The sequence below is a fragment of the Pedobacter sp. NO84 genome (assembly GCF_059703915.1).
In genome coordinates, this window is the sequence record NZ_AP046575.1 from 3,770,811 (window position 1) to 3,784,163 (window position 13,353).

Genomic DNA, 13,353 nt, shown 5'->3' on the forward strand with positions numbered 1-13,353 from the left:
ACAAATGAACTCCCAAATGGCTCAAAAGGCACCTCCAAAATTGAAAGTCCTGAAATGGATTATTGGGATTTGTCTATTTATCGCTTTTGCATCAGTGGGTGCCTCATGGTACATTAGTGTAAAGTTTAAGCCCCTCATTAGGAAAGAACTTCAGGCTTTGGTTACAAAAGCCACACATGGATTATACAGTGCAGAATTTTCTGAAATACACACCAATTTTATTACAGGCTCTGCTACCATTAGCGATGTAAATATTGTACCCGATACAACGGTATACAACGTATTGATCGCCGAAAAGAAAGCTCCCAACAATCTATTTTATATCAAGCTAAAGCAGCTCTCGATCAAGAAATTTCATCCTTTCCAAATATATTTCAATAAAAAAGTAGATGTACGTCTGCTCTTGTTTGAGAAGCCTGCCGTTAAGATGGTAAACAAGCATTTCGACTTTAATGACAATAGGCCTCCACGACCAAGAAAATCACCTTATGATTACATTTCAAATTTATTTAGATCGATAAGGGTAGAGGTGGTAGATTTTAAAGGTATCAACTTTAAATATGTAGATAACAATGGTAAACTACCACAGGTAGATTCGGTGGCAAACCTAAATGTAACGCTAAACGACTGGTTAATTGATTCGCTCTCTGCACAAGATCCTACTAGGCTTTATTTGTTAAAGGATATCAATATAAATCTAAGCAACTATAGTTATGCTACGCCCGATAGCATGTACCATATTACGATAAACCAATTGGATTTTAACGCATTAAGCGGAAAGGTTAACATCAAACAGTTTGGTCTTATGCCCCGTTATAGTGAAGGACAATTTGCAAAGGTTGCTGGTTATGCCAGAGATCGATTTAATATATTGTTAAATAACGTTAGCCTCGAAGGGATCAATTTGCCCGCATACTTTCAAAAAAGAGAGCTGATCGCTAACTCTATGTTTATTAATGAAGGAAACGTTGCAGTATTTAACAATAACAGCTTCCCAAAACTAAACAAAGTGAGAACAGGGAGTTTCCCCCATCAATTATTGCAGCAATTAAATACACAATTAACGATTAAGAAAATATTGCTTAACAATATTGATGTAAGTTATGCCGAGTTTGATAAAAAAAGCAACCTTAAGGGCAAGATCACCTTCCAAAAAACTTCTGGTGAAATAATAAATGCTACCAATTCTGAAATGGTAAAAAAGACCAACCCAATTATGCAGGCCAATCTGATTAGTTATGTGATGGGGCAGGGAAAATTGGCGATAAATTTTAGGTTCGACCTTCAATCGCCTGTTGGCGCCTTCGCCTACAAAGGTGCACTTAACAACTTGGATGGTAGAAAATTAAACGAGATTACCAAACCCTTGGGCATGATACAGGTAAATAAAGGCCTATTAAAAAAACTGGCATTTGATATTACGGCAAACCAGGAGCTGGCTAAGGGTAGGGTAGATTTTAGGTTTAATGATTTGGCGGTTACCCTATTAAAAAAGGAAGAAGGAAAAGAGCGGTTACGTAGAAAGGGTCTTTTATCAATCTTGGCAAATGCATTGGTTATCTACTCTGATAATCCGAGCAAAGATGGGAAATATACATCGGCAGCCATTAGTTATAAACGGCAGCCTACGGCATCATTTTTCAACTTTATTTGGAAAACCTTATTTCAAGGGGTAAAGTATAGCGTGGGCATTACTCCACAAAAAGAGGCCGAAATTAAAGCGCAGGTTGCCATATTTGAGAAAATGAAGGACGACCGTGACGAACGGAGGAAGCGGAGGCAATTAAGGATAGAGAATAAGGTTTCATTAGCTAATTAGCTAATTACTCAATCAGCTAATCAAATTATCCAGTTCCAACCAAATCTATCTGGAGCTAATCCATTTCTGATATCATTTAATTCTTTGGCCAGCCCAATAGAAATAGTTCGGGTAGAAGGGTCGCTCAGGGTATATAGTTTATCTCCAAATCCAATCTCACCAATTTGTGTTACCGTTGCGGCCGTGCCAACTGCGAAAGCTTCGGTTAATGTTCCGTCTTCGGCTCCCGCCACGATTTCTGCAACGGTAACTTTTCTTTCTTCAACTGTAATGCCTTTATCTTTTGCCAGGGCGATGATGGTATCACGTGTAACGCCATTTAAAATGGTTTCGCCAACGGCTGCGGTAATCAATTTGCCCTTTAGCACAAACATGACATTGGCAGCGCCGGATTCTTCTACAAATTGGTGTGTAGCAGAATCGGTCCAGATCAGTTGATCGAAACCTTCTTTTTGTGCTTCGGCAAATGGATAGAGCGAGCGAGCGTAATTGCCGGCGGTTTTTGCAAAACCAACCCCGCCTTCATTTGCCCTCGTATATTTTGTTTCAATTTTAACTTTCAGCGCCTTGGTATAATATGGTCCGGTAGGCGTAGCCAAAACAACAAATTTATAGTTCGAACTTGCCCTTACGCCCAGGGAGGTATCTGTGGCAAACATTACTGGTCTTAGGTATAATGAGTAATTTTCTTGGGTAGGTACCCATCCTCTATCGATATTGATCAGGGTTGCAATACCTTGCATAAAAACCTCTTCTGGTACAATTGGCATTGCAATTCTATCTGCAGAGATATTGAAGCGCTCAAAATTCTTATCAGCTCTAAAAACACTGATATCGCCATTTGGCAAGTGATAAGCTTTCATACCTTCAAAGATGGCCTGACCATAGTGTAATGCAGAAATAGCAGGACTCATAGGGATAGGGCCGTATGGTAAAATCTGAAAATTTTTCCATTCGCCATCCTCAAAATCTGCGGTGAACATGTGGTCGGTAAAAATCTTTCCGAAAGGGATGTCGGTAAATGCTGTTTCAGCCAACCTAGGATTCGTATTTTCGGTAATCTTAATTTGTAAAGTATCTATCACTGCCTTAGGTATTAATTTAATACAAAAGTACGAAAAAACACGTTTAAGCGCAATTTATTTTTTGCTACGGTTGCAATTATCGCTCATTTCGCAGTGTTTTTAATACACTAAGTACCCATGCTTTACCCCATTCTTCCATTTGCTCATCGGTAAATAGAAATGGATAAAATATACGTTTCTGAAATCGCGGAGGTAAGTATTTTTGCCAATTTGTTCCCCCGGTTGCTGCTATATCTGTGGGGTCTTTTTCTAGATAACGAACAGCAGATTTATAGTGAGCCAAGGGCCATTCTACATTTACGTACATATCTAGTTTTCGTAACTCATCTTCAAGTTCTGTAAGCTCCTCGCCCTTGTTTTTCAATTGATGATATAACGCAGAAAAATTGGTAAACTCACGTTCTTTGGCCAATAGCAAAAACTGTACAGCATATTTTTTAATAAACTGCTTTAGGGTCAAGGTCTGCTTTCCACTGGATAATTCTGTAGCGCCAAATTTCCAATAGAGGTGTTCAAATTTTTCTTCAATATTTCCTTCTAATATGCCTTCTCGTTTGCTTTTATCAACCAAGCGATTAAAATCTGTAGCACAAATTTCAATCATTCTGTATTGTGCAGACTGGAAACCACTTGCTGGCAGCAAAGACATGCGGAACTTTAGAAACTGATCTCTTTCCATTCCATTTACCATCACCTCAAAAGAAGTGGTTAATGCATTAAAGTAAGTGTTGATTCTTCTGACACGCTCTACAAAAAACTCTACGGTTAGTGCTTCATGCTCAGCTACCTGTTTAAATTCGTGCAGGCATAGCTTGAAATACAGTTCAGTAATCTGATGATACATGATAAAGATTTCTTCATCCGGAAATTGCGTTTTAGGATTTTGAAGGCTTAATAAGGTATCGAGATGTATGTAATCCCAATAGGTTAAAAAATCCGCATACAGTAAGCCATCAAGGTAGGATGCCATGTCCTGACCCATTGCCTCATATTTTTCTTGAAGCTTGTTTATTTTATCTTTAATTTCTGGTGTAAAATCCATTATATGTTAATTAATAAAGCACCCTAAACTTTATGGTATGGTCTATTTTTTTTAAGGATTTAAACAATTGTTTATCGTATTGCGCATTAATATCTGTAATTGCATATCCAACGGTGGCATTTGTCATTAGAAATTGCCCCACGATATTAATGTTGTGTTTGGCAAAAAGCGTGTTGATCTTTGCCATAATCCCCGGCACATTTTTATGGATGTGGATTAAACGATGCGATTTGTCAATGGCGGGCAACTGTAGGTTTGGGATATTGTTGCTCATATAAGTTGTGCCCTTATTCATAAAATCAATGACCCTTTTTGGGATAAAAGACGCATTCCTGGGATTATTCTTTGGGTCGTCGAAAACAACAATTCCCATTTCGGTGCAAGTTTGTATAGAAAATTTGTTTCTTGAGCTGCCTAAATACCCTATGGTTTTAAGTTTACCTGCGCGCAACAATTTCTCGTCTTCTATTTTCTCTCCATCGGCCAGTAACATCATCCCCACATCTGCAACATATTTTTCTTCAAACAATTGCTTATGTCGGATAGAGAAACCATCTTTTTTAAGAAGCTCGATACTTTCTTTAGGGACATCGCCAATTACCAAACAGAGAATTCTATTTTTTGGATAAGAAATGGCCCTTGGCAAATTATTTACATACAAAAACTCATCAAAACTTGGAGTAATATGATCTGCTTTAGCAACGATGCTGTCGCGGGCGATATTTTCGGTAAATGCAAAGAACTTTTTAATTAATCCACTTTCGCGAAGCTGATAATCTGAATAGCCATCTCCAATACCAAATAATTCGCCTTCTAATGCCATTTTACTGATCAATTTTACCTTTCCACCTTCTTCACTTAGCGGATTGGAATGGTCGTAATCTATTATCTTCCCATCCCCGGTAGTTACAAAAGTGTTGGCATATATATTCTCCTTTTTGATGTGGTATTGACTAACCACAGGGGTGATAAACTCCTTAAATCCACCAGAAACAATAAGTACTTCATCTGCATGTTTTTTAAAGAATTCGGTATTTCTAGAAAATGAAGAAGACACCTTCTTTTTTAAACGCGTAATCAATTGCTTGAGATGATCTTCTGAAGCATCTAATAGCTTGATCCTCTGGGCTAAACTTTCGGAAAATGAAAGTTTACCTTCCATTGCTAAATTCGTATAATCTTCTATCTGCTTAAAAATAGCCTCTTTATTGGGATGTTTATTTAACGAAATTCGAGCGAGTTCATCTAGTGCTTCAACCTGGGTAAATGTGCTGTCAAAATCAATTATGTAGTAAGCTTTTTTGGGCATCGTAACGAAATATATGCAAAGATAGTAATTAGCTAATTATTTAAGGCTTCACAAACCTCTTGAATGCTCTTTTTCAAAGGTTTGAATTCTATTTGTATTGCGCTTTTTATTTTTGCGTTGCTGTAATAGCTCAAATTAAAACTACTTCTGGCAGCATCCCGGGTTAAGGCGGGTGCCTTTCCGGTTATAAATGAGGCTAATTTTGCGGCTCTCCAAGCAATTCCCAGCATCCAGGGCTGCGCTGCGATAGCGGGCGCTTTGCGATCAAACCCTTCGGCAATTGCGCTAAAAAAATCCTTATAATGTAAATTGTCCGCTGAAATGGTATAGCGCTCGGCTGTAATTTTACTGTCCATTAAGGCAATCATACATTTTGCAACATCGGTCACATCAACAATCCCAGTAGCTCCATCGGTGTAGAACTTCAGCCCTTCCTTAACTAATTTAAAGATGGCTCCACTACCTTCATAACCTGCATTTTTTCCAATAATTACGGCAGGATTAACAATAACGGCATCCAAGCCTTCGGCTATGCCTCTCCAAACTTCCATTTCACCTTCATATTTAGAAATGGCATAAGAATGAACTTTCGAATCGTACTCCCAAAAATCACGTTCTGTGATCTGTTCCCCTCTTTTAGCATTACCTAGGGCGGCAATAGAACTTACATGGACCAGCCTAACCTGATAATGCAAACATAGATCTACAATATTTGATGTACCTTCAATGTTTACCTTCAATAATTTGGTTTTGTCTTTTGGATCGAAAGATATAAAAGCAGCGCAATGGTACACTTGTGTGATCCCTTCAAAGGCATCAGCTAGGATCTCAGGTTCATTTATGTCGGCAATAACCCAGTCAACAAGCTTGTTGTTATCGATCAACGGAGGTATGGTAGAGTTTGCTCTTTTGAGCGCCCGTACCTTTAAATGTTGATTTGTTAGCTGATAAATCAATTCCGCCCCTAAAAATCCTGTACCGCCAGTTACCAATATCATTGCATTTTTTTTAAGGAGTTCATTAATATGTGCTTCCAAAAATAGATATTTGATGCCAAACATTATCGCTTTTATGTCTTTGTCAGATTTTTTTTCGCCAATTAACCCCGAAAAGTTTAGTCCACAACAAGGGTTTTTAACCAGTCAGCTCGGATTAAAGGCTAGTTTCTATACGGATCGTTTCCCCGATTTAGAAGAAACAGCCTTTGATATTGCTATTGTGGGCGTAAAAGATGATCGTGGTGCGGTAAACAATAATGGTTGCGCTTTAGGGGCCGATCATTTTAGGTCGCAATTTTACGCCTTAAATGAAGGTGCTTTTGAGAGTAAAATAGTAGACTTGGGCAACATTATTGCCGGAAAGGAAATGTCTGATACTTATTTTGCCCTTAAAATGGTGGTTGCAGAGCTGATTAAACTGAATATTTTGCCAATTATTATGGGCGGAAGTCAAGATTTAACTTATGCGCAATACATGGCTTATGAAACCTTGGAACAAAAAGTGGACCTGGTGGTGATCGATTCTAAATTTGATTTGGATGAGGATACAGAAGAAGGAATCCAAACCACTTCTAACTCTTATTTAAGCAAAATATTTTTGCACCAGCCTAATTACCTATTTAATTTCAGCAATATAGGTCATCAAACGTATTTTGTAAATCAGGACAGTTTAAAAGTGATGGACAAATTGTATTTTGATGTCCATCGATTGGGAGAGTTCCTGCCAGATATTACCTTAACAGAGCCTGTTATCCGCAATGCGAATATGATCAGTTTTGATTTGGGCGCTATCCGCTCTGGCGATGCTTGTGCAAACATCAATGCAAGTCCGAACGGTTTTTATGGAGAAGATGCCTGTAGGATTACCCGTTATGCGGGGATGAACGATAAATTAACCTCGATTGGATTCTACGAATTTAACCCTGCTTATGATAAAAATGGCCAAACAGCGATGTTATTGGCACAAATGGTTTGGTATTTTATTGATGGGTTCTACAATCGTAAACAGGATTTTCCATTGACGCCAAAATCCCAATATATCATTTATAGAGCAAGTTTGAAAGACGGTTCTGGTGAAATGAATTTCGTTAAGAGCAAACGCTCCGATCGATGGTGGATGCAAGTTCCCTACCCGATAGGAATTTCAAAGAATGAAAGGTATCATTTGGTTCCTTGCAGGTATGAGGATTATAACACAGCAGTAAATGGTGAAATGCCTGATCTTTGGTGGCGAACCTATCAAAAACTAAGTTAACCTTCCTCCCGCTCTCAACTCTCAACCAATTTGCATGTTATTTTTACAATAAGATTAAAGGATATATTTCTGGGGATCACTATCTTTGATTAAAATCGACCCTAATACACTAATTAAAATACAATGAAAAAATTAATCTTATCGGCATTATGCCTGTTGCCACTAGGCTTAATGGCGCAAAAGGAATTTACGGTTAAAGGTAAAGTAGGAACCCTAAATGCACCAGCTAAAGCTTTCTTGTCTTATCGTGCAGGTACAATGAATGTTACCGATTCGGCTACTGTTGTTAATGGAAACTTTGAGTTTAAAGGAACAGTTGATAACCCAACCCAAGCATCAATACGTGTAAAACATGATGCGGCAGTTGCGAATCCAGATCCAAAAATGCGTGTTCCAGCAGATATTATTCCTCTTTATTTGGAAGCAGCAACAATTACTATTACCTCGCCAGATTCGATCAAAAGAGCAACAATTACGGGTTCAAAGGTAAATGATGATAACGCTAGGTTAAAGGCAGCTTTGAAACCAGTTGATGATAAGGTTGCTGTTTTGATGAAAGAGTATAATGGCTACACCGCCGATCAGAAAAAAGATGAGGCATTCATGAAGCCTTTTATGGAAAAATATGATGCGATAAATGATCAAAAAAAGCCAGTGTATCTAAAGTTTACCCAAGATAATCCTAATTCATACATTTCAATCTCGGCATTCAGACAAGCTGTTGGTTATGATGTTGATCCGGTTACGGCAGAACCAGCGTTTATGAAACTTTCGGCCGAATTAAGAAATAGCGCTGATGGGTTAAGGATTAAAAGCATGATAGATGGTGCTAAAAAGACCCAGATCGGAATGATTACAGATTTTACACAGAATGATAAGGACGGAAACCCGGTAAAATTATCAGATTTCAAAGGTAAATATGTATTGGTAGATTTTTGGGCTTCATGGTGTGGTCCGTGTAGAGCAGAAAACCCAAATGTTGTAGCAGCTTTTAATAAATTTAAAGACAAAAACTTCACTGTTTTGGGAGTCTCGTTAGATAGACCTGGTCAAAAAGAAGCCTGGTTAAAAGCAATCGAAGTTGATGGGCTAACCTGGACACATGTTTCAGATTTAAAATGGTGGGACAATGAAGTTTCTAAAGGTTATGGAGTAAGTGCAATTCCATTTAATTTTATGGTTGATCCGACAGGAAAAATTATTGCAAGAAATATTAGAGGAGAAGCATTACAAACCAAGCTAGCCGAAATTTTAGGCGGTAAAACGAAGTAATCAATTAGTTATAAATAAAATCCTCTCGAAAATTCGGGGGGATTTTATTGTTTTAATGGGCTTATTTTTTACCACCTTAGACACCTAAGTACCATAGAACTTATTTACTATATAAGACATATAAGGCTTTGCGTTCTTTGCGTTAATCTTGGTTTTCCACCACCTAAGAAGCCTTAGACACCTAAGTACCATGAACCTATTAACCATTTAAGACATATAAGGCTTTGCGTGATACTCTGTGTACTCTGGGTTAATTTTTTTCACCGTCTAAGACATCTTAGAACAGCTAAGCTACTAACGGTACAAGGGAATGTAGGCTTCGCGTCCTTCGCGGCCTTTGCGGTTAATATCTTTCACCACCTCAGACGCCTTAGACACCTAAGTACCATAGAACCTATTAACCATATAAGACATATGGCTTTGCGTTCTTTGCGTGATACTCTGCCTACTCTGCGTTAATTTTTTTCACCATCTAAGACATCTTAGAACAGCTAAGCTACTAACGGTACAAGGGAATGTAGGCTTTGCGTCCTTCGCGGCCTTTGCGGTTAATATCTTTCACCACCTCAGACGCCTTAGACACCTAAGTACCATAGAACCTATTAACCATGTAAGACATATGGCTTTGCGTTCTTTGCGTGATACTCTGCGTACTCTGCGTTAATTTTTTTCACCATCTAAGACATCTTAGAACAGCTAAGCTACTAACGGTACAAGGGAATATAGGCTTTGCGTCCTTCGCGGCCTTTGCGGTTAATATCTTTCACCACCTAAGAAGCCTTAGACACCTAAGTACCATAGAACCTAGTTACTATATAAGACATATAAGACTTTGCGTTCTTCGCGGCCTTTGCGGTTAATATCTTTTACCACCTCAGACGCCTTAGACACCTAAGTACCATAGAACCTATTAACCATGTAAGACATATAAGGTTTTCCGTTCTTTGCGTTATCTCCGCGTACTTTGCGTTAATAGAAAGCCATCGCTCGGCTCCAAACGCTTGCTACCTACATCAAGTCAAACCCGATATCTTCCCTAAAATATTTACCATCAAAATAGATTCGAGCAGCATCAGCTGTTGCAGCTTGTAAAGCATTAAATTGGTTATCCTGTACACTTGTAATGGCTAGCACACGGCCGCCATTTGTCTTTACCAGGCCACCTTCTAAATTGGTGCCTGCATGGAAAGCCAGTGAATTTCGTATGTTATCAATCCCAGAAATGGCTTTTCCTTTTTCGTATTCGCCCGGATACCCTCCTGCAACAATCATTACCGTGGCCGCACTTTTAGGGTTAATTGTTAATTGATAACTGTGCAACTGTTTTTGCGCACACGCGACGAAAAGTTCTACAAGATCATTTTCGATTCGCGGAATTACACTTTCAGTTTCTGGATCACCCATTCTGCAATTGTACTCGATCACATAGGGTTTATCTCCAACTTTAATTAATCCGAAGAAAATAAAGCCAGTGTAATCGATTCCATCTTTAATTAGACCATCAATAGTGGGTTGGATAATCGTTGTTTTAACGTCTGCTAAAAATTGTTCAGTGGCAAAAGGCACAGGTGAAACAGAACCCATACCTCCAGTATTTAAACCTGTATCGCCCTGCCCAATTCTTTTATAATCTTTTGCTTCTGGTAAAATCACATAATTTTTTCCATCGCTTAAAACGAATACAGATAGTTCTATCCCCGTTAAAAACTCTTCAATTACTACCGTACTGCCGGCATTGCCAAACTTGCCGCCCAACATTAATTGCAGTTCTTCTTGGGCTTCTGCCACATTGTCAATTATCAATACGCCCTTACCCGCAGCTAAGCCATCGGCTTTTAATACTACCGGAAGTTCATGGGTTTGAAGATACGCTAATCCCTCTGCTAAAGTCTCATGGCTAAAAGACCTCGATCTTGCAGTAGGAATGCCATGTCGCTCCATAAACTGCTTAGAAAAATCTTTGCTCCCTTCTAAAATTGCACCTTCTTTTTTAGGACCTATCACAGGAATATGGGCAAGAGTTTCGTCACCGATAAAAAAATCGTGGATACCATTTACCAAAGGTTCTTCTGGACCTACCACTAGGAGTTCGACATTTTCTTTTAAAGCAAATGCTTTTACGGCTTCAAAATCATTTGGATTTAGATTGATGTTTTTTCCATAAGCACTAGTTCCTGCATTGCCTGGGGCGATAAACAGTTTCGAGCAGAGTAATGATTGGCTCATTTTCCATGCGAAAGCACATTCTCTTCCGCCAGCACCTAAAAGTAAGATTGTCATGCTAGCAAAGATATTTAATAAATGACGAGGAAGAAAGTTTATTTTGTTAGGCCGCAGCGTTCGGCACTACGCGTTGCAAAACGACCATCGCTATCGCCAAATTTATCCGCTTTACGCTCAACGCCCTCCGCCCTCCGCAAACTCCAGCGTAAACACGATTGAGTTATTGCTTAATGCCTCAATTTCGATTTTATCGGTATCCCAAAGGCCCAATCCATCTTTTTCGTGTACTAATTTTCCATCAATTTCAAAGACGCCGCTAATAATAAAAGCATAGAATGAAGCCTTTTCTGAAAGTTGATATACCGCTTCCTTCCTGCCTTCGAAACGCCCAATACTTATAGTAAAAGGCAAGAAATTCTTATTTATCTTAATTAAATTATTGGTTTGTGATAAATCGAAATTTAAAAACTGGGGATTATTAGGCATCGGTTCTGTAGCAGTTAAACCAATACAAAGGTAGTTTACCATATCATTATCGAATGGATTGCTCAGCGTAATATTTGCTCCTTGTTCAACATATACCACCACCACTTCTTCTACTTCAACATCCGTCTCATTTTCTGTATCGTCTAAATAATTTATGGCACCAGTAATAGGCAAAATGATAATGTAACTATCGCGATCTACCTCAAAACACGTTTTTTTCTTTCCAGCAAGCATATCATCATTAAACAGGTAAAGTTTACCCAATGCCATTTTATCTGGACTATTAAATTTCTCAAAATTAAAAGTGCTTAATCTTTTAACCTGTTCTGTTTCCTTCAATCCACGTTGATCTGCAAGAAAAATCTTGCCACTAGATACCGATTTCATCATTTTATGGAATATATGGTTAAATAGGGCTGGATAGACACCAGATCCGTTAATATTTCATCAGTAATTGTATGCAAGGGAGAGGTTAGCAAGTAAGTAGCAATAGTATCATGCCAAATTAAAGGTGCTGAGTAAAAGTTAATCGCAATTTGATGTTTATTAATTTCTCGTAAATCAGAATTAATGATTTCGAATTTAAATTGTTTAAAGGTTAAAAACTGCCTACCAATGTTGTTTACTATATCGGGAACAAGCTCGTTTAGTTGCCGTAAATAATTGATAATTGCACCGCTAACCAAAAAGTGCAATTTCTCTGCTCCTTTTACATTATAAACCAATTCAGAAAAAGTGTGAAATTTCTTTTCTCGGTTATAAAGTTGGGCCTGAATTTTAAATTCTTTGTACGAATCTTCAAAAATAAGTTTATCCCATGGGGCTGTACTGTTTACATCAATTATTTTTCGATAGCACAGGGTGATCGTTCTTTTTCCTATTGGTTTTATACTACCCATTTAATAAATCATCTTCAGAATCAGATTTAAAACTTAAAATAAAAGTAACAATGAAAAGAAAAACAACGAGAAAAGACAGAAGTAGATTTTTCATGGCGGTTGAGTTAAAGCGTTTGGCGTTAGGCGATAAGCGTTTCGCATAACGCCAAACGCTGATCGACAAACTATTTCAGTTAAGCGGGAACGCTCACTTGCATATTTAATATAAAACCTGTAGTTAACGATCCGGTTACGGTAGCAATTTCAATTCCACTGGTATCATCACTAAAAACATTATCATTTTTGTTATAGGTATAACCGCCCATGCCCTTACCATAACCATTAACTAACGATACAGCAGAGCCCGTTCCTTCTGGAAAAGCAATTTGGGTGACCTTTAATGAAGTTCCGCCTGCGTTAAAGACATGAAGATGAATGTGGGTTGTCCGGCCATTGTACCATCCTGGGAAAATAGATGTAAATGTTACGGCACCGGTTGAATCTGTGGTTTGACGGCCTCTTAAAAAGTGTACTCCCGTATAATTGGTTGATTGGGTGCCGCTTCCACCATATTCTGAATAGTTGCCATCAGCATCACAATGCCATAAATCTACAATAGCATTCGCTAAGGGATTACAGCCATTATTGCTGTTGCCAACTACCAATTTGATGGTTAGTTTATATCCAGTTTTCCCATCGGTGATGTCACTACGAACGTAGGATGCAGGAGCATGTGTTGGAAATGGACCTTCTGTTTCTGTAGGCGCTATAGAGCAGGATGCTATTGATGAACCTCCCGTTGGAGTAGTTGTTGTGCCAACGCTAGATGAGCTCGACTTTTTGCAAGCCTCTATTATCATTGGGCTAGCTACTGCTCCGATCACTAAACTTCTTAAAAATCTTTTCCTTTCCATAATCTCTGATATTTATAGATCAAAGATGTGGGTTTGGCAATATTAAAGTAATAGGGTGTCGGTAAATAGGTT

Annotated in this window: 11 protein-coding genes; 3 read left to right on the top strand and 8 right to left on the bottom strand. The window is 38.4% G+C overall.

Annotated features, from left to right (window positions below):
- The first annotated feature begins 16 nt into the window (after window positions 1-16).
- Window positions 17-1,819, top strand: a complete 1,803-nt coding sequence (locus tag AC6H0V_RS16655) for a hypothetical protein (RefSeq protein WP_497561330.1) — start codon at window positions 17-19, stop codon at window positions 1,817-1,819.
- Window positions 1,820-1,839: 20 nt separating this feature from the next.
- Here the strand turns inward: AC6H0V_RS16655 and AC6H0V_RS16660 are convergent, their stop codons facing one another.
- The 4 genes from AC6H0V_RS16660 to AC6H0V_RS16675 all read right to left on the bottom strand — a co-directional run bounded on the left by AC6H0V_RS16660 (window position 1,840) and on the right by AC6H0V_RS16675 (window position 6,316).
- Window positions 1,840-2,904, bottom strand: a complete 1,065-nt coding sequence (locus AC6H0V_RS16660) for a branched-chain amino acid aminotransferase (RefSeq protein WP_497561331.1) — start codon at window positions 2,902-2,904, stop codon at window positions 1,840-1,842.
- 76 nt (window positions 2,905-2,980) lie between these two features.
- Window positions 2,981-3,946 carry a tryptophan 2,3-dioxygenase family protein gene (locus AC6H0V_RS16665; RefSeq protein WP_497561332.1) on the bottom strand — a complete coding sequence of 322 codons (966 nt, stop codon included), beginning with the start codon at window positions 3,944-3,946 and terminating at the stop codon, window positions 2,981-2,983.
- 10 nt (window positions 3,947-3,956) lie between these two features.
- Window positions 3,957-5,255 carry an HAD-IB family phosphatase gene (locus AC6H0V_RS16670; protein ID WP_497561333.1) on the bottom strand — a complete coding sequence of 433 codons (1,299 nt, stop codon included), beginning with the start codon at window positions 5,253-5,255 and terminating at the stop codon, window positions 3,957-3,959.
- Between the two features lie 32 nt (window positions 5,256-5,287).
- Window positions 5,288-6,316 (bottom strand): NAD-dependent epimerase/dehydratase family protein, encoded by a 1,029-nt coding sequence (locus AC6H0V_RS16675; protein ID WP_497561334.1) that lies wholly within the window; start codon window positions 6,314-6,316, stop codon window positions 5,288-5,290.
- A gap of 10 nt (window positions 6,317-6,326) precedes the next feature.
- On the opposite strand from AC6H0V_RS16675, the gene AC6H0V_RS16680 reads away from it, so the two are divergent.
- Window positions 6,327-7,508, top strand: a complete 1,182-nt coding sequence (locus AC6H0V_RS16680) for a formimidoylglutamase (protein ID WP_497563390.1) — start codon at window positions 6,327-6,329, stop codon at window positions 7,506-7,508.
- A 123-nt stretch (window positions 7,509-7,631) separates the two neighbouring features.
- Window positions 7,632-8,780, top strand: coding sequence for a redoxin domain-containing protein (locus AC6H0V_RS16685; protein ID WP_497561335.1), 1,149 nt, complete (start codon window positions 7,632-7,634; stop codon window positions 8,778-8,780).
- A gap of 1,008 nt (window positions 8,781-9,788) precedes the next feature.
- On the opposite strand, the gene purD is transcribed toward AC6H0V_RS16685, so the two are convergent.
- The 4 genes from purD to AC6H0V_RS16705 all read right to left on the bottom strand — a co-directional run bounded on the left by purD (window position 9,789) and on the right by AC6H0V_RS16705 (window position 13,281).
- Window positions 9,789-11,060, bottom strand: coding sequence for a phosphoribosylamine--glycine ligase (gene purD, locus AC6H0V_RS16690; RefSeq protein ID WP_497561336.1), 1,272 nt, complete (start codon window positions 11,058-11,060; stop codon window positions 9,789-9,791).
- A 117-nt stretch (window positions 11,061-11,177) separates the two neighbouring features.
- Window positions 11,178-11,879 carry a pirin family protein gene (locus AC6H0V_RS16695; RefSeq protein ID WP_497561337.1) on the bottom strand — a complete coding sequence of 234 codons (702 nt, stop codon included), beginning with the start codon at window positions 11,877-11,879 and terminating at the stop codon, window positions 11,178-11,180.
- On the bottom strand, window positions 11,876-12,388 hold the full coding sequence (locus tag AC6H0V_RS16700; protein WP_497561338.1) for a hypothetical protein: 513 nt from the start codon (window positions 12,386-12,388) through the stop codon (window positions 11,876-11,878). Before AC6H0V_RS16700 ends, AC6H0V_RS16695 begins: the two co-directional genes overlap by 4 nt.
- A gap of 173 nt (window positions 12,389-12,561) precedes the next feature.
- Window positions 12,562-13,281, bottom strand: coding sequence for a dioxygenase family protein (locus AC6H0V_RS16705; protein ID WP_497561339.1), 720 nt, complete (start codon window positions 13,279-13,281; stop codon window positions 12,562-12,564).
- Between the last annotated feature and the right edge of the window lie 72 nt (window positions 13,282-13,353).

Coding starts and splice junctions, on each gene's coding strand:
- AC6H0V_RS16655 (WP_497561330.1), top strand. CDS start 17: ATGGCTCAAAAGGCACCTCCAAAATTGAAAGTCCTGAAATGGATTATT.
- AC6H0V_RS16695 (WP_497561337.1), bottom strand. CDS start 11,879: ATGATGAAATCGGTATCTAGTGGCAAGATTTTTCTTGCAGATCAACGT.
- AC6H0V_RS16700 (WP_497561338.1), bottom strand. CDS start 12,388: ATGGGTAGTATAAAACCAATAGGAAAAAGAACGATCACCCTGTGCTAT.
- AC6H0V_RS16685 (WP_497561335.1), top strand. CDS start 7,632: ATGAAAAAATTAATCTTATCGGCATTATGCCTGTTGCCACTAGGCTTA.
- AC6H0V_RS16665 (WP_497561332.1), bottom strand. CDS start 3,946: ATGGATTTTACACCAGAAATTAAAGATAAAATAAACAAGCTTCAAGAA.
- AC6H0V_RS16670 (WP_497561333.1), bottom strand. CDS start 5,255: ATGCCCAAAAAAGCTTACTACATAATTGATTTTGACAGCACATTTACC.
- AC6H0V_RS16675 (WP_497561334.1), bottom strand. CDS start 6,316: ATGTTTGGCATCAAATATCTATTTTTGGAAGCACATATTAATGAACTC.
- purD (WP_497561336.1), bottom strand. CDS start 11,060: ATGACAATCTTACTTTTAGGTGCTGGCGGAAGAGAATGTGCTTTCGCA.
- AC6H0V_RS16680 (WP_497563390.1), top strand. CDS start 6,327: ATGTCTTTGTCAGATTTTTTTTCGCCAATTAACCCCGAAAAGTTTAGT.
- AC6H0V_RS16705 (WP_497561339.1), bottom strand. CDS start 13,281: ATGGAAAGGAAAAGATTTTTAAGAAGTTTAGTGATCGGAGCAGTAGCT.